Annotated in this window: 18 protein-coding genes; 16 read left to right on the top strand and 2 right to left on the bottom strand. The window is 50.8% G+C overall.

Features of this window, described 5'->3' with window-relative positions:
- Positions 1 to 754: 754 nt before the first annotated feature.
- Positions 755 to 1,024, bottom strand: coding sequence for a DUF1471 family periplasmic protein YahO (gene yahO / locus AC07UY_RS16030; protein WP_192613689.1), 270 nt, complete (start codon positions 1,022 to 1,024; stop codon positions 755 to 757).
- 640 nt (positions 1,025 to 1,664) lie between these two features.
- Between yahO and AC07UY_RS16025 the strand changes: the two genes are divergently transcribed.
- From AC07UY_RS16025 to AC07UY_RS16010, 4 genes are all read left to right on the top strand, one after another.
- On the top strand, positions 1,665 to 2,039 hold the full coding sequence (locus AC07UY_RS16025; protein WP_203359215.1) for a helix-turn-helix transcriptional regulator: 375 nt from the start codon (positions 1,665 to 1,667) through the stop codon (positions 2,037 to 2,039).
- Between the two features lie 630 nt (positions 2,040 to 2,669).
- Complete coding sequence (locus tag AC07UY_RS16020) at positions 2,670 to 3,014, top strand: DUF3302 domain-containing protein (protein WP_203359216.1); 345 nt, start codon at positions 2,670 to 2,672, stop codon at positions 3,012 to 3,014.
- A gap of 2 nt (positions 3,015 to 3,016) precedes the next feature.
- Positions 3,017 to 4,153: an HlyD family secretion protein gene (locus AC07UY_RS16015; RefSeq protein WP_203359217.1), complete on the top strand. Its 1,137-nt coding sequence runs from the start codon at positions 3,017 to 3,019 to the stop codon at positions 4,151 to 4,153.
- A gap of 94 nt (positions 4,154 to 4,247) precedes the next feature.
- The gene (locus AC07UY_RS16010; RefSeq protein WP_494701539.1) at positions 4,248 to 5,171 is read left to right on the top strand and encodes a LysR family transcriptional regulator; all 924 of its coding nucleotides are present in this window, start codon (positions 4,248 to 4,250) and stop codon (positions 5,169 to 5,171) included.
- A 66-nt stretch (positions 5,172 to 5,237) separates the two neighbouring features.
- Here AC07UY_RS16010 and AC07UY_RS16005 read toward each other — a convergent pair whose 3' ends face one another.
- Positions 5,238 to 5,546, bottom strand: coding sequence for a LysR family transcriptional regulator (locus AC07UY_RS16005; RefSeq protein ID WP_203359219.1), 309 nt, complete (start codon positions 5,544 to 5,546; stop codon positions 5,238 to 5,240).
- Positions 5,547 to 6,206: 660 nt separating this feature from the next.
- Between AC07UY_RS16005 and hemP the strand changes: the two genes are divergently transcribed.
- The 12 genes from hemP to adiA all read left to right on the top strand — a co-directional run bounded on the left by hemP (position 6,207) and on the right by adiA (position 21,743).
- A complete protein-coding gene (hemP, locus tag AC07UY_RS16000; RefSeq protein ID WP_238929175.1) occupies positions 6,207 to 6,389 on the top strand; it encodes a hemin uptake protein HemP in 183 nt (60 codons plus the stop codon).
- A 74-nt stretch (positions 6,390 to 6,463) separates the two neighbouring features.
- Positions 6,464 to 8,449 (top strand): TonB-dependent hemoglobin/transferrin/lactoferrin family receptor, encoded by a 1,986-nt coding sequence (locus AC07UY_RS15995; RefSeq protein ID WP_494701538.1) that lies wholly within the window; start codon positions 6,464 to 6,466, stop codon positions 8,447 to 8,449.
- Between the two features lie 47 nt (positions 8,450 to 8,496).
- Positions 8,497 to 9,525 carry a hematinate-forming heme oxygenase ChuS gene (chuS, locus tag AC07UY_RS15990; RefSeq protein WP_494660434.1) on the top strand — a complete coding sequence of 343 codons (1,029 nt, stop codon included), beginning with the start codon at positions 8,497 to 8,499 and terminating at the stop codon, positions 9,523 to 9,525.
- On the top strand, positions 9,522 to 10,343 hold the full coding sequence (locus AC07UY_RS15985; RefSeq protein WP_494701537.1) for a heme/hemin ABC transporter substrate-binding protein: 822 nt from the start codon (positions 9,522 to 9,524) through the stop codon (positions 10,341 to 10,343). Before chuS ends, AC07UY_RS15985 begins: the two co-directional genes overlap by 4 nt.
- On the top strand, positions 10,343 to 11,335 hold the full coding sequence (locus tag AC07UY_RS15980; RefSeq protein WP_276293090.1) for a FecCD family ABC transporter permease: 993 nt from the start codon (positions 10,343 to 10,345) through the stop codon (positions 11,333 to 11,335). The genes AC07UY_RS15985 and AC07UY_RS15980 overlap by 1 nt, the downstream gene beginning before the upstream one ends.
- Positions 11,328 to 12,107, top strand: a complete 780-nt coding sequence (locus AC07UY_RS15975) for a heme ABC transporter ATP-binding protein (protein ID WP_494660432.1) — start codon at positions 11,328 to 11,330, stop codon at positions 12,105 to 12,107. The genes AC07UY_RS15980 and AC07UY_RS15975 overlap by 8 nt, the downstream gene beginning before the upstream one ends.
- 152 nt (positions 12,108 to 12,259) lie before the next feature.
- Positions 12,260 to 13,891 (top strand): sensor histidine kinase, encoded by a 1,632-nt coding sequence (locus tag AC07UY_RS15970; protein ID WP_494701536.1) that lies wholly within the window; start codon positions 12,260 to 12,262, stop codon positions 13,889 to 13,891.
- Positions 13,888 to 14,607 carry a two-component system response regulator DcuR gene (gene dcuR / locus AC07UY_RS15965; protein WP_494660430.1) on the top strand — a complete coding sequence of 240 codons (720 nt, stop codon included), beginning with the start codon at positions 13,888 to 13,890 and terminating at the stop codon, positions 14,605 to 14,607. Before AC07UY_RS15970 ends, dcuR begins: the two co-directional genes overlap by 4 nt.
- A 745-nt stretch (positions 14,608 to 15,352) precedes the next feature.
- Positions 15,353 to 16,693 (top strand): anaerobic C4-dicarboxylate transporter DcuB, encoded by a 1,341-nt coding sequence (gene dcuB, locus AC07UY_RS15960; protein WP_203359228.1) that lies wholly within the window; start codon positions 15,353 to 15,355, stop codon positions 16,691 to 16,693.
- Positions 16,694 to 16,788: 95 nt separating this feature from the next.
- Positions 16,789 to 18,435 (top strand): class I fumarate hydratase FumA, encoded by a 1,647-nt coding sequence (fumA, locus tag AC07UY_RS15955; RefSeq protein WP_494701535.1) that lies wholly within the window; start codon positions 16,789 to 16,791, stop codon positions 18,433 to 18,435.
- A 110-nt stretch (positions 18,436 to 18,545) separates the two neighbouring features.
- Positions 18,546 to 19,178 carry a DUF2238 domain-containing protein gene (locus tag AC07UY_RS15950; RefSeq protein ID WP_494660428.1) on the top strand — a complete coding sequence of 211 codons (633 nt, stop codon included), beginning with the start codon at positions 18,546 to 18,548 and terminating at the stop codon, positions 19,176 to 19,178.
- 297 nt (positions 19,179 to 19,475) lie between these two features.
- A complete protein-coding gene (gene adiA / locus AC07UY_RS15945) occupies positions 19,476 to 21,743 on the top strand; it encodes an arginine decarboxylase (RefSeq protein WP_494660444.1) in 2,268 nt (755 codons plus the stop codon).
- The last annotated feature ends 96 nt before the right edge of the window (positions 21,744 to 21,839 follow it).

Here is a 21,839-nt window from a genome sequence, read left to right as displayed (position 1 = left end):
TTCTCTTCAACCGAACCGGCTGTTTGTGTGAAGTGATTCACATCCGCCGTGTCGATGGAGGCGCATTATAGGGAGTTCTCTGGCGCCCGCAACCCTTAAATGACAGAAAAATGACTGACTGCTGCATTCCACAGCAAAATGCCGCCTTATACCCATTTACACACAGAGTTATCCACAATGATGCCGATATTTCCAGCCACAACGACTTACAGAGTCGTGTATCTATGCCGCGGGGACATGTCATTTATCTATACCTGACACACACTCTGCCTTTCCTGCATCCCTACATCTATATAGATGTTCATCACCGTAGCCCCTTTGGGAACAATCAGCTGTTCAACGACAGCAGCGTTAGCGCATCTCCAACACGACGGCTCTATTGAGCCCCCTTAATAGGCCGGTTCTTGCTTTTGGTGCAAATGGTCAATGATCTATTCCCATCACCAATCGTCCCCTGATTTTGCCGACGCGGCAGGAAGGTCGCAGTGAGTGGCAAAGGGTGACAAGAGGTGTGGTGAGAGACGGATATCGATTTGCGCTTGTCGCCCCAGGGTGGGTCTCTTGATCCAACACATCTATATATAGAAGAGCCTGGTGCACTCTAAATGCAAAGAACCCGCCTACAGGGCGGGTTCTTTGCATTCATAGGTATAGGATCAGGTCGGTTTCCGGCCTCTCCCTCCCATTTATTCTGTTCCTGTCGCTGCCGGACATCGCCGGATGCGGTTTTCCCTCTGGTATGGGGCAGTCAGGCTCACCTTTTCCGATAAACGTTGGCCGTTCCGTGGATCTTGTTATTGGTGTTGCCCGAGGTCATCACGAAAATGTCTCCCCCTTTTTCATCTGCTTTTTTAGAAAGCTCAGCTTTCGCCTCAGCCGTACTGGTCGTACCTGATGTGGCGATCTCACCGACGTTGACATACTGATCGGCGACTTTCTCGAAGTCTTTTTGCAGCATCATTTCCGCAGCCTGCGCACTGAAAGAAAAAGCAGCGACTAGCGCTCCAGCAATTATCTTTTTCATATATCCCTCGTCATCACTGGCTATCACACTTAAGCACTTGTGTTTATTTTGAAGAATCAGATGGTCACTCAAAATATGTATGTCTGTTCTCTGTCATAAGTGGAAAGTCATTTACATTACATGTACCCCAAAAGACCTACATCACTCACCACACGCCAGACATCATAACTATATGAACAATTACCGTAATACTGTCAACAATAATAAAATCGCCACATCTGAAATGGATATAACGACTATGCAACTCTTGGGGATGAAAACAGAATAAACGACAACCACATTAATTATCGTTAATATAAAATCCTGCCTCATTGAGAAGAAAAAATTCTGATAAAAAGCAAAAAAGACGTCAGTACATAACGCAGAATCTCTTTCATTGCACATTTCGCCTTATATAACCCTGAACACTTTACTTAAAATAATATTAAGAATAACCCAGCCACACAAAAATATTGAATAGTTTAAGATATTTAAACACTTAACATTTCATCAAAACAGGAATGATGAAAATATGCGAAATCCATCACAAAAAAAAGGCTGTGCCAATCTAGCTTTTCGGAAAATAAACGTTGTTATTGATATCGCATTATATGATTATTGAATACATCGACAGTGTACAGTCAGTAGGAACAGAGAATAGATGGCATGTTCAAAAAACAATTCATTTACAAAAGAAGTGTCCAACCAACTGATCGCATTGATTAATGAAAGACCAGAAGACAAGTTACAGATTGATGATCTTGTTACTATCTCTGGGTTTTCAAAGTTTTACCTGCAATCTTTTTTTAAAGCACACACGGGAATATCGCTTGGACGCTTTATAAAGGATATCTACCTTAATCATTCTGCACTTGAATTAATGAATTCACAGAATACTATTCTAAATATTGCCTTAAATGCAGGATACAGTTCACAGCAATCATTCTGTCGGGCATTCCGCAAAAAATATAAAATAACCCCAGGCGAACTCAGAAAGTCAGGCGTTAAAGCAGAAGATTTTATAACTGAAAACTAAACAGCATCATTGACTATTTTTCCAGTACGATACGCTTGTACTCTGGCCCCATCCGTTCCAATATTCTCCGCAATAATTCATGGTTCCCCTGCTCCTTGCGCAGAGAAATACCTCAAAAATAATGCATAAAAAAAGACCGCACGGGCGGCGGTCAAATGATGTGTTAAGAATAGTAATTGTTTATTTCTCTTTCAGGCACATTTACTCACATTTCATAAACATCATCAACTCAGAAAAAAGAATCCTTTCTCTTACTTGAAGCGCCTTATGAAATATTTACAAAATAGCGTTTAAAAACTCACCATGCAATTCAATTATAATTATTATATTCCATATAGTTAAATCGTTCCGTAATTCTAAACGATTAACTCTAGCGAGACATATTGAATAAGGTATCCTGCTTTCATTACCATTAAGCAAGACATTATCTAAACAAGTAAAATTAACAGAATATTCACGAAAACCGTACTGACTCAAAACAATATCTCGGGATTTATCATCCCGTGAGACATAACCACGCTGTCCCCCTTAGTACTATTCCCCCTAAACCATAACTTAGGGGTGATACGTCAGCGAAAGAAGATGGGTCGAGCTTAGTTTTACCAACCCGACGGAGGGAGGAGGAATAGTATGTTCCTTAATTATTTTGCACTTGGCGTTTTAATCCTGGTGTTCCTGATAATTTTTTACGGTGTCATCATCATTCATGACATTCCTTACGAAATTGCCAAAAAACGTAACCACCCGCATGCCGATGCCATACATGTTGCCGGATGGGTAAGCCTGTTCACGTTACATGTCTTGTGGCCGTTCCTTTGGATTTGGGCCACGTTGTATCGCCCCGACCGTGGATGGGGAATGCAGACTGCACAGCAACCGCAGTATGAAAACCTGCAATTGCGTATTGCTGAGCTTGAACGGCTGGTGAAAAAGCAACAACAACACGCTGACTCTGATAACACTCAAGGCAATTAATTGTGGATTTATTAATTATTCTGACTTACGTGGCTCTGGCCTGGCTGGTCTTTAAAATATTCAAGATTCCTGTCAATAAATGGAGTATCCCAACAGCAGCTCTGGGTGGAATCTTTCTGGTTGGTGCCCTGATTCTATTAATGAACTATAACCACCCTTATACCTTTAAGGCGCAAAAAGCGGTGATATCCGTTCCGATTACGCCACAGGTGACGGGGATTGTTCGTAAGGTCACGGATAAGCCAAACGAACTGATCAAAAAAGGCGAAGTTCTTTTTGAACTGGATCCGACACGCTTCCAGGCCCGCGTTGCGAGACTGGAAGCCGATATTGTCACCGCAATCCATAATGCTGATTCGCTACAGGCGCAGATGGATGAAGCCGTCGCGAATACCGCGACAGCAGCTGCGCAACGCGATCGCTTGTACAAAGATTACCAACGCTATTTGCAAGGCAGTAAGGCGAAGGTGAATCCGTTTTCAGAAAGCGATATTGATCATGCCCGGCAAAGCTACCTCGCTCAGGATGCGGCAGTAAAGTCATCCGTTGCTGAGCAAGCGCAAATCAAAAGCCAGCTTGATAGCCTTCTCAACGGCGAACAATCGCAAGTTGCCAGCCTGCGCGCCCAGCTTGCTGAAGCGAAGTTTGATTTAGAGCAGACCGTTGTCCGTGCGCCGAGCGATGGCTACGCTACTCAAGTGTTGATCCGCCCAGGTACTTTTGCTGCGGCATTACCGCTGCGTCCGGTAATGGTATTTATTCCCAAACAAAAACGGCAGATCGTGGCGCAATTCCGCCAGAACTCATTGTTGCGTTTAAAAGCCGGTGATGAAGCCGAGATCGTGTTCAACTCTTTACCAGGCCAGGTATTCACAGGAAAACTGGCAGGCGTGCTTCCGGCGATTCCAGGCGGTTCGTATCAGGCCCAAGGGACATTGCAATCATTGACAGCCACGCCGGGTACTGAAGGTGTTCTCGCCCTCATTGATCTGAACCCAGATGAGAGTATTGATGCCTTACCGGATGGCATATACGCGCAAGTTGCCGTCTATTCAGATCATTTTTCTCATGTGGCCATTATGCGTAAAGTATTACTGCGTATGACCAGTTGGATGCATTACCTCTATCTGGACCATTAAGCAGTTCATTGTGCCTTGTTGATGTTGGGTAATTATTTCAGGTCGTAGATCATCTACACTGGAAACAAGGCACAATGTTTACAGAACAGACATAATGAAACAACTAAAAATCAGAGATTTAAAAATACTGCTGGATCTTGTTGAAACGAAAAGTTTCAGTCTGTCTGCGAAAAATGCGGGTCTGACCCAGGCCAGCATCAGTAAAAGCATTGCGGCAGTGGAAGAAACGTTAGGCATTAAAATAATTGATCGGGAGAGTCGCCCTGTCAGGCTAACCGCCTTCGGCGAAACGCTATTGCCTCGCATTAGAAAGCACATTATTGAAAATGATGAGCTCTTTGAACTGGTTGAGCATTACAAGAAAGCCCCTACAGGCGAAGTAAACATCTTTTCCCCTTCAGGTATGCAGGCTTATCTTGCAGAAAATATTCTGCCGCCCTTGTTTCAACGATTCCCTGATTTGAACGTAACAATAACAACATCCAATCACTATAAAGCCGACTACTTTAAAGGCGTAAGTTTTAATAATTCCTGCGATATGCTGATTTCGTATTCGCCACCGCATAATCAGAATCTGATCGCCAGAAAAGTAAAACGCATACGGATGGATGTGTTTGCAAGCCCAGAATTCCGTGAACGCCATCCCTTTACTACACCAGAAGAGTTATCCCGGCATCCTTTTATTTTGTTAAGTTCAATGGCGAATAACAGTTATGAAAATATTTTTGAGTTTGCGAATGCAGAGACTGCAGAAGTAAAATCGGTCGCTGTTACAGGAAAACTAAAGTTCGACAATGTTTACACCGCCATCAATTGCTGTCGGAATGGGATGGGGTACATGGTCACGTCCGATTTACTTCTGAAAGATACCAGCGGAATACAGGCCGTCCTGCCTCCAGAATGGGGCATTTATATTGATTGCTATGTCATTTATAGAAGCCGGAAGAACCTGCCGTTCCGTGTACAATCATCGTTAGATTATATTATTGAGCTAATGGCTCAGGAAAATAAGCCGTAACAGCAGCAGGTCGTAATGTCATTAGACACAGGTCTGCTGTGATGAGTGAAGAGTACACTGTCATACTCATGCAAACGCCTTTGCTTTGCGGGAGTCGTCATTCACCGCCAGAGCAAATTTCAAAAAGGTTTCCCCGATCATTTTATCCAGTTCTACCGCGTATTTGGTTGGACGCAAACAACGCCCTTCTCTTTCAAAAAGCGGTACGGGAAAGTAGGAACAAAAGCGTTTGAGCATTATACTCACTGTGGGCGCTGAACAGTTCAACACCACACTGGCATTAAATATCGTCTTATAGCTCATAACCGCAGAAAAGTAGAGTGCAGAATTAAAGTCAATATTTTTCAGATACTCAAAGTCATGTTTTTCAAGCATATCATTATTCTCAATGTTCACTCAATTAGCCTCTCATATAACAACATAAAATATAAGTATTTTAAATGATTGAACAAACAATCATTAGCGCTATGAAGTTATAAAACAAAACTATATACAACCAGATATAGTTAAGTAACGTGGCGATTTATTGCGGAGTCAACATCGATAATAATGAATAACTCCAACACCACAGGTTAATTAAACTATTTTGTAAATTAAAATAGTTAGCGCGTTATTAAATACTGACTTGGAAAATTAATACAAATTCAACTCAGGAGTTGTCCTGATGAATGTTTAAGAGAGTACCAAAACCACAAAAAAGATAAACAATTAAAAGATGCAAAACAGCGAATACTATTATTCCAAAATTGTCATAGAGCCATCGACTTCATCACTCAGTTCCCGTTCCCTGAACCAGAAACAGAACACCAACAGCACCCCAGTGCACTCAAACGAGAGAAAACGTCATCTCCCTATGAAAAGGGGGCTTTTGACAATACGGCACCGTCCCCCCACACCGGCCCTACTTCAGGGAGTCCGACGCTCCTCCTCTGGCAAAATTGATCCAGACACAATTTTGCGAAATAACTCTTGATGCAAAACTTGATCTTTATGATAATCATTCTTGTTATCATTTTCATAACGGACGTGCCTGGTATGCTTAACACTACGGCAGCACAACACATTAAAGACACTACGCCGCTCTCCCCTTCTCGCGCGAAGCGCCAGATAGACAGCAAGATGCTGCTTGGCGAAGAGGGATGGGTGCTGATTGAACATAAAGGTCAACATTACCTGCTGCGCCAGACGCAATCCGGAAAACTGATCCTGACTAAATAAAACATTCTATTTCGCCAGCCACCCAGGTCATCCCAGGCAGCCAGCACTTTTCAATTTCCTCATGGAGAGTTGTTATGTTACGCCTGCAATCTGCCTCTTTGCGCCCATCGCTACTGGCAATCATCATCGCCAGCGCCTTGCCTGGGGCGGCTTACGCAACCACAGACGATATGACCGTCACCGCGACCGGTAATGCACGCAGCGCTTTCGAGGCGCCGATGATGGTCAGCGTTATCGATACGTCCGATCCCGAAAACCAGACCGCCAGCTCGGCCGCCGACCTGCTACGCAGTGTTCCCGGCATCACCCTGAACGGGACGGGGCGCACGAATGGTCAGGATGTTAACCTGCGTGGCTATGACCGCCGCGGTGTGTTGATTCTGGTTGACGGTGTACGTCAGGGAACCGACACCGGGCATCTCAACAGCACGTTCCTCGACCCTGCCTTGATTAAACGTATTGAAGTCGTGCGCGGGCCTTCAGCACTGCTGTACGGCAGCGGCGCGCTGGGTGGCGTCATCGCCTATGAGACGGCCGATGCCAAAGATCTACTCCAGGAAGGGCAAAACAGCGGATTCCGCGTCTTTGGCACAGGCGGCACCGGCGATCACAGTCTGGGAATGGGCGCCAGCGCCTTTGGCCGCACCGATAATCTGGACGGTCTGGTGGCATGGTCCAGCCGCGATCGCGGTGATTTGCGTCAGGGTGATGGTTCTACCGCGCCCAACGATGAGTCCATCAATAATATGCTGGCAAAAGGCGCCTGGCAGATTAACGAGGCGCAGTCGCTGAGCGGCTCACTGCGCTATTACAATAATGCTGCGCAGGAACCAAAAAACCCGCAGACCATTGAAGCCTCAAGCGGCAGTAATCCGATGGTGGACCGTTCGACGATCCAGCGTGATATGCAGATGTCTTATAAACTCGCCCCGCAAGGCAATGACTGGCTGAATGCCGATGTCAGCGCGTACTGGTCTGAAGCCCGCATTAACACGCAGAATATCGACAGCACGGGTGAATTCCGCAAACAGACGACCAAAGGCGGCAAAGTCGAAAACCGCAGCCGTGTTTTCAGCGACTCTTTTGCCTCTCACCTGCTGACATATGGCGGGGAATATTATCGTCAGGAACAACATCCCGGCGGTGCCACGACCGGATTCCCGGAAGCGAAAATCGACTTCAGCTCTGGCTGGTTACAGGATGAAATCACCCTGCGCGACCTGCCCGTTACCCTGTTAGGCGGCACGCGTTATGACAACTACCGTGGTAGCAGCAACGGTTATGATGATGTCGATGCAGACAAATGGTCATCGCGTGCCGGGATGACCGTCAGCCCCACCGACTGGCTGATGCTGTTTGGTTCTTACGCTCAGGCATTTCGCGCGCCGACAATGGGCGAAATGTATAACGACTCCAAACACTTCTCTATCGGCAACTTCTACACTAACTACTGGATACCGAATCCGAATCTGCGCCCGGAAACGAACGAAACGCAGGAATATGGTTTTGGGCTGCGCTTTAACGACCTAATGTTGTCCAACGATGCTCTGGAGTTTAAGGCCAGCTACTTTGATACCAACGCGAAGGATTATATCTCCACATCCGTCGACTTCGCCGCAGCCACCACCATGTCTTATAACGTTCCGAACGCCAAAATCTGGGGCTGGGATGTGATGACAAAATACGCGACTGACCTGTTCAGCCTTGATGTCGCGTACAACCGCACGCGTGGCAAAGATACGGACACCGGCGAATATATCTCCAGCATTAACCCGGACACCGTCACCAGCAAACTCAACGTACCGGTGGCGCAAAGCGGTTTCTCCGTCGGCTGGGTCGGCACCTTTGCCGATCGCTCAACGCATATCAGCAACGAATACAGTAAACAGCCGGGTTATGCCGTGAACGATTTTTACGTCAGCTACCAGGGACAACAAGCGCTGAAAGGCATGACCACCACGCTGGTGCTGGGCAACGCCTTCGATAAAGAGTACTGGTCGCCGCAGGGTATTCCGCAGGACGGTCGTAACGGCAAGATTTTCGTGAGCTATCAATGGTAATCATCGCACCCCGGTTCGCCGGGGCTATTATCTGGAAGGAAGAGACAATGAATCACTACACTCGCTGGCTTGAGCTAAAAGAACAGAACCCGGGGAAATACGCACGTGATATCGCGGGTCTGATGAATATCAGCGAAGCCGAACTGACGTTTGCCCGCGTCGGCCATGACGCCCGAAGACTGCACGGCGACATCCGCGAACTCCTCGCCGCGCTGGAAGCCGTTGGCGAAACAAAAAGTATTTGCCGCAACGAGTACGCAGTGCATGAACAGGTTGGCACCTTCACCAACCAGCATCTGAGCGGCCACGCCGGACTGGTGCTTAACCCGCGCGCGCTCGATCTGCGCCTGTTTCTGAATCAGTGGGCCTGGGTGTTCCATGTCAAGGAAACAAGCGCCCGTGGCGAGCGTCAAAGCATTCAATTCTTTGACTATCAGGGGGATGCCGTACTGAAAGTGTACGCGACCGACAACACGGAAATCCCGGCCTGGAATGACGTTCTGCAGCGTTTTATCACCGAAGAGAACCCGCCGCTGGCGTTGAAAGCGACCGACGCCCCCACCAGCGCGCTACAGACTGAGGCTGGCGCTATTGAAAAAGAGTGGCGCGCGATGACCGACGTTCACCAGTTCTTCACCCTGCTAAAACGCCATAACCTGACCCGTCAGCAGGCGTTTGAACAGGTTGCTGACGATCTGGCCTGTAAGGTGCCGAACAGCGCGCTGGCTGAAATCCTGAACGCTGCTCGCCAGGACGGCAACGAAATCATGGTCTTCGTCGGCAACAAAGGATGCGTGCAAATCTTCACTGGCGCCGTTGAAAAAGTGGTGCCGATGAAGGGCTGGCTGAACATATTTAATCCGACCTTTACGCTGCATCTGCTGGAAGAGAAGATTGCCGAAACCTGGGTAACGCGAAAACCGACCGCTGATGGCCACGTCACCAGCCTTGAGCTTTTTGCGCACGACGGCACGCAAATTGCCCAACTCTACGGTCAACGGAGTGAAGGCGAGCCGGAGCAATCGCAATGGCGCAAGCAGATCGATGCCCTTGCGCCTAAAGGACTGGCGGCATGAAAAAATGGCTCGCCCTGATTGTCGCACTGCCGCTGAGCGCGTTTGCTGCCACGGCAGATAAGATCGTCGCCCTCGGAGGGGATGTGACCGAGATCGTCTATGCGCTCGGGGCGCAGTCCTCGCTTGTCGCCCGCGACAGCACCAGCCAGTGGCCTCCGGAGGCCACTGCCCTGCCGAATGTGGGTTATCTGCGCCAGCTTAATGCCGAGGGACTGCTCGCTATGCGCCCCACGCTTGTGCTGGCCAGCAGCCAGGCGCAGCCTTCGCTGGTGCTCAAACAGCTTGAGCAAAGCAAGGTTCAGGTGATTACCCTACCAGGTCGCAACGATCTCAGCGTCATTGATGAGAAAGTCCAGATCATCGCGAAAGCCACCCACCGGGTTGCGCAAGGCGAGGCTCTGCGAAAAACGTTGCATCAGGAAATCACTGCCCTGCCAACGACACCGCTCAATAAACGCGTGCTGTTTATTCTGAATCACGGCGGGATGAGTGCGATGGCGGCCGGACAGCAAACGGGGGCTGACGCCGCCATTCGCGCGGCGGGATTACAGAACGCCATGCAGGGATTCTCTCGCTACCAGCCGCTTTCTCAGGAAGGGGTTATCGCCAGTCAGCCTGACCTTGTGGTGATACCCCAGGAAGGTCTGGCGGCCCTGGGTGGTGAAGAAAACTTGTGGAAACTGCCCGGACTGGCGCAAACGCCTGCGGGTCGCCATAAGCAGGTGCTGGCTGTCGATGATATGGCGCTGCTCGGCTTTAGCGTGCGTACTCCGCAGGCTATCCAGCAACTACGCAGCAAAGCGGAGTCATTGCCCTGATGCCACGGCATATCACGTTCTCCCTGTATACGCTGGCGCTGATACTGGCGCTGGCGACGGTTCTGGCGAGCGGCTTCGGCGCGCTGCGCCTGCCGGTGAACCTGCTCTGGCGTGAAGGCGATGATGCCTTACGCCAGATTTGGTTGACCATCCGTTTGCCCAGAGTGCTGCTCGCGCTGGTTATCGGCGGTTCGCTGGCGCTGGCAGGCTGCGTCATGCAGGGGCTTTTCCGCAATCCTCTTGCCGACCCCGGCCTGCTTGGGATCAGCAGCGGCGCGGCTCTCGCCGTTGCGCTGTGGGTGGTGCTGCCGTTCACCTTATCTCCGCTGTTGATGCTTTACGCCCCGATGCTGGCGGCGTTCGTTGGAGCATTAGTGGCGACGATCGTTATTTTTCTGCTCAGCCGACAGCATCATGGCTCGCTTTCGCGGCTCCTGCTCGTCGGCATCGCCATCAACGCCTTGTGCGGCGCGGCGGTAGGCGTTCTGTCATGGCTCAGTAACGATGCGCAACTCCGCCAGCTTTCGCTGTGGGGAATGGGGAGTCTCGGTCAGGCGCAGTGGTCAACACTGCTGGCAGTGACCTCTCTGATGCTCCCCACGGTAGTGATCATCTGGCGTCTTGCGGCCACGCTTAATCTCCTGCAACTGGGTGAAGAAGAGGCCCATTATCTGGGGGTCGATGTCCGCACTGTTCAGCGTATTTTACTGGTTTGCAGCGCGTTGCTGGTCGCAGCGGCGGTCGCCATCAGCGGGGTCATTGGGTTTATCGGTCTGGTCGTTCCGCATGTGATTCGCATGTGGTTAAGCGCGGACCACCGGGCGGTGATCCCAGGATCTGTGCTGGCCGGTGCGTTCTTGTTACTCGTTGCCGATACGCTCGCCCGCACGCTGGTTGCCCCGGCAGAAATGCCGGTCGGACTCCTGACCAGCATGTTGGGCGCGCCCTGGTTCCTGTGGCTTATTTTTCGCCGGGGAGGACAGCATGACTGAACGCCTCATTGCCGAAGGGATAAGCTACACAGTCGCCAACAGACCTGTGATTCGTGACGTGTCTCTTAGCCTTGCGCAGGGGGAATTACTGGCGCTTATTGGCCCCAACGGCGCGGGAAAATCAACGCTGCTACGGCTGCTCACAGGCTATATTCCTCCCGCGCGCGGTTGCTGTTTGTTAGCGGACAAACCGCTGGCGCAATGGTCAGCGCAAACCCTTGCGCGCTACCGCGCCGTAATGCTCCAGCAAACGCAGGTGGGTTTCGACTGGCCAGTCGAAACCGTGATTGGGATGGGGCGTATGCCCTGGACACCACAGCCTGAACCGTCGGTGATTCATCAGGTGATGCAGTTGACCGAATGCCTGTCGCTGGCGGGAAGGCGTTATGCCGCGCTGTCCGGCGGCGAGCAACAGCGCGTACAGCTAGCGCGCGCGCTGGCGCAACTGTGGCGCGAAGGCTCACCACGCGGCTGGTTGTTTCTTGATGAACCGACCTCTGCGCTGGATCTGTTTCATCAGCAGCATTTGCTCCGGCTGCTTAAATCGCTCACCCAGCAGGGGCTGCTTCACGTTTGCGTGGTGTTGCACGATCTCAATCTGGCCGCACTGTGGGCGGATCGCATTCTATTGCTACATGAAGGCCGGATCGTTTCTGAAGGTACACCCATCGACGTTCTGCAACGCGAGACACTATCTCGCTGGTACGGTGCCGACGTTCAGGTTGGCCCGCATCCCAGCGCCCCAACGCCCCATGTCTTCCTGACCCCTTAATATGCCCTCCGGGTTCAGGCGGTCGGCCAGCAAATCCCGAGGTTTTACAGGCCGTTAATTATGTTACTCCGGTGCCAGAAAAAACCTGGCGCCTTTGAATTACGCAGCCCATCAGGGATAATACCCTTACGATTCGTGAATCCAGGACTGCGATGAGACACTCCCTGCAACGCCTCGCTGTGCGTAAACGGCCAATGAAACTCGGTACGACGGTGATACTGATGGTCAGCGCCGTGCTGTTCTCCGTGCTGTTGGTTGTCCATCTGATTTACTTCTCACAAATCAGTCAGATGACCCGCGACGCGCTGGCGAATAAAGCGCTGGCGGTGGCGCGGACGTTAGCGGACTCCCCGGAAATTCGCCACGGCCTCGAGAAAAAACCCGAAGAAAGCGGTCTTCAGACGATTGCCGAAGCCGTCAGTAAGCGCAACGATTTGTTGTTTGTCGTAATCACCAATATGCAGAGCATCCGCTACTCGCACCCCGAAGCACAGCGCATCGGCAAACCGTTTAAAGGCGACGACATCCTTTTGGCCCTGCAGGGAAAAGAAAACGTTGCCATCAATCGCGGCTTTCTGGCGAAAGCGCTGCGGGTCTTCACGCCCATCTATGACGAAAACCATAAACAGATCGGCGTCGTCGCCATTGGACTCGAACTCAGTCGGGTCACCGAGCAAATCAACAACAGCCGCGGGAGCATCATCTGGTCAATTCTGTTTGGCGCACTGGTCGGTCTGTTAGGCGCTTACGTGCTGGTCAGGGTGCTAAAACGCATTCTGTTTGGCCTGGAGCCCTACGAGATCTCCACGCTTTTTGAACAGCGTCAGGCCATGCTGCAATCCATGAAAGAGGGGGTGATCGCCGTCGACGGCAATGGCGAAGTGACGCTGATTAACCATGCGGCGCAAGAACTGCTCGCCTACCGCAAATCCCAGGACGATGCGCAGCTCTCCACCCTCAGCCATGCCTGGTCGCAGGTCGTGGATCTCAGCGAAGTGCTTCGCGACGGTAAACCGCGCCGCGACGAAGAGATCACCATCAAAGACAGGTTGCTGTTAATCAACACCGTCCCCGTACGCAGCAATGGAAAAATCATCGGCGCCATCTCAACCTTCAGGGATAAAACCGAAGTTCGCCAGCTCATGCAACGACTGGACGGTATGGTCAACTACGCGGATGCACTCCGTGAACGATCCCACGAATTTATGAACAAATTGCATGTGATTCTGGGATTATTGCATCTGAAGAGTTATAAGCAGCTGGAAGATTATATTCTTAAGACCGCGAATAACTATCAGGAAGAGATCGGCTCACTGCTGGGGAAAATAAAATCACCCGTCATCGCAGGTTTTTTACTCAGTAAGATGAATCGCACATCCGATTTAGGGCACAGTCTGGTGATCAGTAATGAAAGCCAGTTGCCGGAATGCAGCAATGAAGATCAAGTCACTGTGTTGATTACCGTTTTGGGTAATTTGATTGATAACGCGTTGGAGGCGTTCGATCAAACGCCCGGCGGCGAAATCAGCGTATCCTTACATTATCGGCATGGTTTTCTACACTGCGAAGTGAATGATGATGGCCCGGGCATCGAACCCGAGCGGATAGCATACATTTTTGAGAAAGGCGTCTCGTCAAAGGGAACCGAACGTGGTGTCGGTTTATCTTTAGTAAAACAACAGGTTGAAAGTATTGGCGGTCACATTTCCGTCGAGTCAGAACCTGGGATCTTTACACAATTTTATGTACAGTTACCCTGGGATGGGGAAAGGAACCGCGTATGATCAATGTCTTAATTGTCGATGACGACGCAATGGTAGCGGAGCTAAATCGTCGCTATGTTGCGCAAATCCCTGGCTTTCATTGTTGCGGAACCGCCTCTACGCTGGAGAAAGCAAAAGAGATCATCTTCGATGGTGAAGAACCTATTGACCTGATTTTGCTTGATATTTATATGCAAAAGGAAAATGGATTGGATCTGTTGCCGATCCTGCACAGCGCGGGCTACAAATGCGATGTCATTGTTATCTCCTCAGCAGCCGATGCCACGACCATCAAAGACTCCCTCCACTACGGCGTGGTCGATTATCTGATCAAACCGTTTCAGGCTTCCCGCTTTGAAGAGGCGCTGACAGGCTGGCGGCAAAGAAAAGCGGCAATGGAAAAGCATCAGTACTATGAACAGTCAGAACTCGACCAACTCATTCACGGCAGCGCCTCCAGTGAGCAGGATAGCCGACGCCTGCCGAAAGGTCTGACGCCGCAAACCCTGCGCACGCTGTGCCAGTGGATAGACGCCCACCAGGAAATGGAATTTTCCACTGATGAACTGGCAAACGAGGTTAATATATCTCGTGTTTCCTGCCGAAAGTACCTTATTTGGCTGGTCAACTGCCATATTTTGTTTACCAGCATTCATTATGGTGTCACCGGCAGACCGGTTTACCGTTATCGAATTCAGGCTGAGCATTACTCGTTGCTTAAGCAATATTGCCAGTAAAAATAAAAATCAGGCCTGGGATTATTCGTTATATAATCGTAAAAATTATTACAATAATGAAAAATTACCAGGTCTCAGATTTAATTGTCACAATACAAAGCTTGTGCCAGATCAAACCGGGCTGCAATACAGCTTTTAATTCAATATCTTATAATTGATTAACGCCATGTTGTTTTTAATTTCATAAGCGCTAACAAAAGTTATTTAAGTATTATCTAACTTACAGAGTGTGTATTTTTATTAAAAAAGGATTTACCTGAATTAGCTAAACACTTCAGGTAATTTAAAATAAGTAGCAATGGAGAACATGCTACATCTTATGAATACCGTATCGTTTTGTGAGCAGACGACTGATTCTACATTCCCGGATAATAACTCCATACCCCGGAGTGATTGCGATCACATAAATAAAATCCCTTTCTCTTTTAGCTGTGATTTACGTAATAGCGGAAGAGATAACGCGGATGATATGTTATTGAATAACTGGAATAACATACAAAAACGACAACACCAGTCACTGCTCGTCATTAAAAGCCCTGCGCCCCATCGCCAGAGAGTGCTCATCTCTGAAAAGAACTATAATAACTTAAACATTTTTAATAAGTTCCTAAAGGATCCGGCATTGCATTAATCGCAAATGCAGAGGTAACGAATATTTGTCAATTTTTGATATGTGTACAGGAAATCAAAAATTGTCAGTGAGCCATTTAACAAAATTGACTGGTTTTTTCGCGAGGGTAAATAAATGTTATTTAGTATACAACTTCTTATTATATTAGTGTGTCTGTTTTATGGCGCCAGAAAGGGCGGTATCGCGCTGGGTTTGTTAGGCGGTATCGGTCTTGTCATTCTGGTTTTTGTTTTCCATCTTCAGCCGGGTAAACCGCCGGTCGACGTAATGCTGGTTATCATCGCGGTGGTGGCGGCATCGGCGACCTTGCAGGCTTCCGGCGGTCTGGACGTCATGTTGCAGATTGCGGAGAAATTACTGCGCCGCAACCCGAAATATGTCTCCATCCTGGCTCCCTTTGTAACCTGTACGCTGACTATTCTCTGCGGTACGGGCCACGTGGTGTACACCATTCTGCCTATCATTTACGACGTTGCGATTAAGAACAATATTCGCCCGGAACGTCCAATGGCCGCGAGTTCCATCGGTGCGCAGATGGGGATCATTGCCAGCCCGGTTTCCGTTGCGGTGGTATCACTGGTGGCGATGCTGGGTAATGTGACCTTCGAAGGCAAGCATCTGGAATTCCTTGACCTGCTCTCTATCACTATCCCTTCAACGCTGTTGGGTATACTGGCTATCGGTATCTTCAGCTGGTTCCGTGGTAAAGATCTGGATAAAGACGAAGATTTTCAGAAGTTTATTTCCGTTCCGGAAAACCATCATTACGTGTACGGCGATACCGCAACGCTGTTAGACAAAAAACTGCCGAAGAGCAACTGGCTGGCGATGTGGATCTTCCTGGCCTCTATCGCAATCGTGGCTGTACTGGGTGCCTTCTCTGATCTGCGTCCGTCCTTTGGCGGCAAACCGCTGTCCATGGTGCTGGTCATTCAGATGTTTATGCTGCTGACCGGTGCACTCATTATTATCCTGACCAAAACCAATCCTGCTTCCATCTCAAAAAACGAAGTGTTCCGTTCAGGTATGATCGCCATTGTGGCGGTGTACGGTATTGCCTGGATGGCGGAAACCATGTTCGGCGCGCATATGGATGAAATCCAGGGCGTACTGGGTGAGATGGTGAAAGAGTATCCATGGGCCTATGCGATTGTTCTGCTGCTGGTTTCCAAGTTTGTAAACTCTCAGGCAGCAGCGCTGGCGGCTATCGTTCCGGTGGCACTGGCTATCGGCGTCGATCCGGCATATATCGTGGCTTCTGCTCCGGCGTGCTACGGCTATTACATTCTGCCGACCTACCCGAGCGATCTGGCGGCCATTCAATTTGACCGTTCCGGCACCACCCGCATTGGTCGCTTCGTGATCAACCACAGCTTCATTTTACCTGGTTTGATCGGCGTGAGCGTCTCCTGCGTATTTGGCTGGGTCTTCGCTGCCATGTACGGGTTCCTGTAACCACACCTCGCGTGCCGCACCGTTAAGCGCGGCACGCACCTCGAAATAGACAGTGAATGTTACATTCCTGATAAAAACGAACAGGCTGGAAGCAAATGTCAAAAATTGAATTCACTTACCAGGCGCCTTTCCCGATGGGGAAAGACAAAACAGAGTACTATCTGCTGACCTCCGAGCACGTTAGCGTTAGCGACTTCGAAGGAGAGTCGATTCTGAAGGTCGAGCCGCAAGCCCTTACGCTGCTGGCCCAGCAAGCCTTCCATGACGCCTCCTTTATGCTCCGCCCAGCACACCAGCAGCAAGTCGCCTCTATTCTTCACGACCCCGAAGCCAGCGAAAACGATAAATACGTCGCGCTGCAATTCTTAAGAAACTCTGAAATCGCGGCGAAAGGCGTGTTGCCTACCTGCCAGGATACCGGCACCGCGATCATCATGGGTAAAAAAGGCCAGCGTGTCTGGACCGGCGGCGGTGACGAAGCCGCGCTGTCAAAAGGCGTGTATAACACCTATATCGAAGACAACCTGCGCTATTCGCAAAACGCCGCGTTAGATATGTACAAAGAGGTTAATACCGGCAGCAACCTGCCCGCGCAAATCGACCTCTACGCCGTTGACGGCGACGAATACAAATTTCTCTGCATCGCCAAAGGCGGTGGTTCCGCGAACAAAACGTATCTGTATCAGGAAACCAAAGCCCTGCTGACCCCGGGTAAACTGAAAAACTACCTCGTCGACAAAATGCGTACGCTGGGAACTGCGGCCTGCCCGCCATACCATATCGCGTTTGTCATTGGCGGCACCTCTGCGGAAAGCACCCTGAAAACGGTGAAACTCGCCAGCACGCACTACTACGACGAACTGCCGACCGAAGGCAATGCGCACGGCCAGGCGTTCCGCGACATTCAACTGGAGCAGGAACTGTTGAATGAGGCGCAAAAACTCGGCCTCGGCGCCCAGTTTGGCGGTAAATATTTCGCGCACGATATCCGCGTGATCCGTCTGCCGCGTCATGGCGCATCCTGTCCGGTGGGGATGGGCGTCTCCTGTTCCGCAGACCGTAACATCAAAGCCAAAATCAACCGCGACGGTATCTGGATCGAAAAACTGGAACAGAATCCGGGCCAGTATATTCCGGAATCCCTGCGTCAGGCAGGTGAAGGTGAAGTGGTTAACGTTGACCTCAACCGCCCGATGAAAGAGATCCTTGCCCAGCTATCACAGTATCCGGTCTCTACTCGCCTTTCACTGACGGGCACCATCATCGTAGGGCGCGACATTGCCCATGCGAAGCTGAAAGAGCGCATTGACTCAGGAGAAGGTCTGCCGCAGTACATTAAAGATCACCCGATCTACTACGCAGGCCCGGCCAAAACACCGGCTGGCTACCCGTCGGGTTCCCTCGGCCCAACCACCGCTGGCCGTATGGACTCCTACGTCGATCTGCTGCAATCGCACGGCGGCAGCATGATCATGCTGGCGAAAGGTAACCGTAGCCAGCAGGTGACCGACGCCTGCCACAAACACGGCGGCTTCTATCTGGGCAGTATCGGTGGCCCGGCGGCAGTTCTGGCGCAACAGAGCATCAAGCATCTGGAATGCGTCGAATATCCGGAACTGGGTATGGAAGCAATCTGGAAAATCGAAGTAGAAGATTTCCCGGCCTTCATCCTCGTGGATGACAAAGGCAACGATTTCTTCCAGCAGATCGTCAGCAAGCAGTGCGCTAACTGCGCGAAATAACCGTCCCGGCCCGGTTTCCCATCGGGCCGTTTTTTCCTGTGAAATACAGGCGTTGAATTTTTCCTCTTAGCGGTGAATAGTGACCTTTTCCTTTGAGTCACAAAATCATCATGACCCGCACGCTTAATCCCTTGATGTTACAAGCTGGCGCTCTCATTTTAGGGCTGATTCTCCTCTATACCGGCCTCTCTGCCGGGGAGAAACTCACCTGGTTAATGGAAGTCACGCCGGTCATTATTGTCGTCCCGCTGCTGCTGGCAACGGCGAAACGCTACCCGCTGACGCCCCTGCTCTATACGCTCATTTTCTTACACGCCATCATTTTGATGGTCGGCGGTATGTACACCTATGCCAAAGTCCCGATTGGGTTCGACGTTCAGGAGTGGCTGGGGCTCAACCGCAATCCGTACGACAAATTAGGCCATTTCTTCCAGGGGTTAGTCCCTGCGCTAACGGCGCGCGAGATTTTGCTGCGCGGGCAAATTGTCCGTGGCCGTAAGATGCTGGCCTTTCTGGTGTGCTGCGTAGCGCTGGCTATCAGCGCGACCTATGAATTTATCGAATGGTGGGCGGCACTGGCGATGGGTCAGGGGGCAGATGATTTCCTCGGCACCCAGGGCGATCCGTGGGATACCCAGTCAGATATGTTCTGCGCCCTGCTCGGCGCATTAACCACGGTGATACTGCTGGCCGGTTTTCATTGTCGCCAACTACAACGATACGCACTGCTGCCGGACACCTGATCCCGGAATGACATCGCGCTTATCCGGCCTGTACACCGAGGCCGGATAACACGTTCGCACAGCCCTGGCGCAATATCACTATCAGCCAAAAAAATAGTTCACCTGTCGATAAACCACGTAACAAAAACGTTATCATCTCAATTTAATACGTTGTTTATTAAAGTAAAAAAATAAAAGTTGCGCGTTTTTCACTCACTTTACACCCTCGCTTTCTCAGGATAATACTTGCCCGCGTCACATTCATACGGTGTGTCTGCAATCCGCAAATTGCATTACCTCCACAACGGGTAAGAGATGATGAGAGTATTAATTGTTGAAAGTGAGTTTCTGCACCAGGACACCTGGGTCGGCAGCGCCGTCGAACGTCTGGCGGATGCCTTAAGTCAGCAAAATGTCACCGTCATTAAGTCCACGTCTTTCGATGACGGTTACGCCATCCTGTCCGCCAATGAAGCCATTGACTGTCTGATGTTCAGCTACCAAATGGAACAGCAGGATGAACACCAGAATGTCAGGCAATTGATCGGCAAGCTTCACGAACGCCAGCAAAACGTCCCGGTTTTCCTGTTAGGTGACAGGGAAAAAGCGACGGCATCGCTGGGCCGCGACCTGCTGGAGCTTGTCGATGAATTCGCCTGGATTCTGGAAGACACCGCAGACTTTATTGCCGGGCGCGCCATCGCCGCAATGACCCGTTATCGGCAGCAACTCCTGCCGCCGCTGTTCAACGCGCTGATGAACTACAGCGACATCCACGAATACTCCTGGGCAGCGCCTGGCCACCAGGGCGGCGTCGGTTTTACCAAAACGCCGGCAGGCCGTTTTTACCATGATTACTATGGCGAAAATCTGTTCCGTAGCGACATGGGGATCGAACGAACCACACTGGGTTCCTTACTCGACCATACTGGCGCCTTTGGCGAGAGTGAGAAAAATGCAGCTCGCGTCTTTGGCGCCGATCGTTCCTGGTCCGTGGTGGTGGGAACCTCCGGTTCTAACCGCACCATCATGCAGGCCTGCATGACCGACAAGGATGTGGTCGTGCTGGATCGTAACTGCCACAAATCCATCGAACAAGGGCTGATCCTGACCGGCGCAAAACCGGTCTATATGGTGCCGAGTCGCAACCGTTACGGCATTATCGGGCCGATCTATCCGCAAGAAATGCAGCCGGAAACGTTGCAGAAAAAAATCAGCGAAAGCCCGCTGACCAAAGACAAAGCGGGGCAAAAACCGTCCTACAGCGTGGTAACCAACTGCACCTATGACGGTGTGTGCTACAACGCCAAAGAGGCGCAGGAACTGCTGGCGCAAACCACTGACCGCCTGCACTTCGACGAAGCCTGGTACGGTTATGCCCGTTTTAACCCGATTTACGCCGACCACTACGCCATGCGCGGTCAACCGGGCGATCACAGCGGCCCGACCGTTTTCGCCACGCACTCCACCCACAAACTGCTGAATGCGCTCTCTCAGGCCTCTTATATCCACGTACGTGAAGGTCGTGGCGCGATAAACTTCTCCCGCTTTAACCAGGCGTACATGATGCACGCCACCACCTCGCCGCTGTATGCGATTTGCGCCTCCAACGATGTGGCGGTTTCCATGATGGATGGGAACAGCGGCCTGTCGCTGACCCAGGAAGTGATAGAAGAAGCGATCGACTTCCGCCAGGCCATGGCGCGGTTGTACAACGAATTCGCCGCAGACGGGGAGTGGTTCTTTAAACCGTGGAACAAAGAGGTCGTTACCGACCCGACAACCGGAAAAACCTACGACTTTGCTGATGCCCCGAGACAACTGTTAGCCACTGAGCAGGACTGCTGGGTAATGCGACCCGGCGAATCCTGGCACGGCTTTAAGGATCTGCCGGATAACTGGAGCATGCTCGACCCGATAAAAGTCAGCATTCTGGCACCAGGAATGGGCGATGACGGCGAACTGGAAGAGACAGGGGTGCCTGCCGCGCTGGTGACCGCCTGGCTTGGCCGCCATGGGATTGTGCCGACCCGAACCACCGACTTCCAGATTATGTTCCTGTTCTCTATGGGGGTCACCCGTGGCAAATGGGGGACGCTGATCAACACCTTATGCTCTTTCAAACATCATTATGACGCCAACACGCCGCTGGCGCAGGTAATGCCGGAACTGGCACAGAACTATCCTGACACTTACGCGAACATGGGCATTCACGACCTCGGTGACACCATGTTTAGCTGGCTACGTGAAAATAATCCCGGCGCGCGCCTCAATGCCGCTTACTCCGGTCTGCCGGCTGCTGAGATAACGCCGCGCGATGCCTGGGACGCCATCGTCAACAACAACGTTGAAATGGTGGACATTGAAAACCTGCCGGGTCGTATTGCGGCGAACGCCGTCATTCCTTACCCGCCAGGAATCCCGATGCTGCTGTCAGGAGAAAACTTTGGTGATGAAAACAGCCCGCAGGTGAGCTATTTACGCTCGCTGCAATCCTGGGATCATCACTTCCCTGGCTTTGAGCATGAAACCGAAGGAACGGAAATTATTGATGGTGTGTATCACGTCATGTGCGTGAAGGCGTAATGCCACGACACTACCGTCTCTGTTTTGACGTTTGAGGATGACGTGTCTCTGTGGTTCCTGAGTAATGCTGCAAAACAATAACACTGTCATACCTTT

The sequence above is a fragment of the Citrobacter sp. GW821-FHT02E08 genome (assembly GCF_059421685.1).
Note: the sequence above shows the minus strand (reverse complement) of the source record. Positions and strands in the feature narration are given on the sequence as shown.

Coding starts and splice junctions, on each gene's coding strand:
- yahO (WP_192613689.1), bottom strand. CDS start 1,024: ATGAAAAAGATAATTGCTGGAGCGCTAGTCGCTGCTTTTTCTTTCAGT.
- AC07UY_RS16025 (WP_203359215.1), top strand. CDS start 1,665: ATGGCATGTTCAAAAAACAATTCATTTACAAAAGAAGTGTCCAACCAA.
- AC07UY_RS16020 (WP_203359216.1), top strand. CDS start 2,670: ATGTTCCTTAATTATTTTGCACTTGGCGTTTTAATCCTGGTGTTCCTG.
- AC07UY_RS16010 (WP_494701539.1), top strand. CDS start 4,248: ATGAAACAACTAAAAATCAGAGATTTAAAAATACTGCTGGATCTTGTT.
- AC07UY_RS16005 (WP_203359219.1), bottom strand. CDS start 5,546: ATGCTTGAAAAACATGACTTTGAGTATCTGAAAAATATTGACTTTAAT.
- hemP (WP_238929175.1), top strand. CDS start 6,207: ATGCTTAACACTACGGCAGCACAACACATTAAAGACACTACGCCGCTC.
- AC07UY_RS15995 (WP_494701538.1), top strand. CDS start 6,464: ATGTTACGCCTGCAATCTGCCTCTTTGCGCCCATCGCTACTGGCAATC.
- chuS (WP_494660434.1), top strand. CDS start 8,497: ATGAATCACTACACTCGCTGGCTTGAGCTAAAAGAACAGAACCCGGGG.
- AC07UY_RS15985 (WP_494701537.1), top strand. CDS start 9,522: ATGAAAAAATGGCTCGCCCTGATTGTCGCACTGCCGCTGAGCGCGTTT.
- AC07UY_RS15980 (WP_276293090.1), top strand. CDS start 10,343: ATGCCACGGCATATCACGTTCTCCCTGTATACGCTGGCGCTGATACTG.
- AC07UY_RS15975 (WP_494660432.1), top strand. CDS start 11,328: ATGACTGAACGCCTCATTGCCGAAGGGATAAGCTACACAGTCGCCAAC.
- AC07UY_RS15970 (WP_494701536.1), top strand. CDS start 12,260: ATGAGACACTCCCTGCAACGCCTCGCTGTGCGTAAACGGCCAATGAAA.
- dcuR (WP_494660430.1), top strand. CDS start 13,888: ATGATCAATGTCTTAATTGTCGATGACGACGCAATGGTAGCGGAGCTA.
- dcuB (WP_203359228.1), top strand. CDS start 15,353: ATGTTATTTAGTATACAACTTCTTATTATATTAGTGTGTCTGTTTTAT.
- fumA (WP_494701535.1), top strand. CDS start 16,789: ATGTCAAAAATTGAATTCACTTACCAGGCGCCTTTCCCGATGGGGAAA.
- AC07UY_RS15950 (WP_494660428.1), top strand. CDS start 18,546: ATGACCCGCACGCTTAATCCCTTGATGTTACAAGCTGGCGCTCTCATT.
- adiA (WP_494660444.1), top strand. CDS start 19,476: ATGAGAGTATTAATTGTTGAAAGTGAGTTTCTGCACCAGGACACCTGG.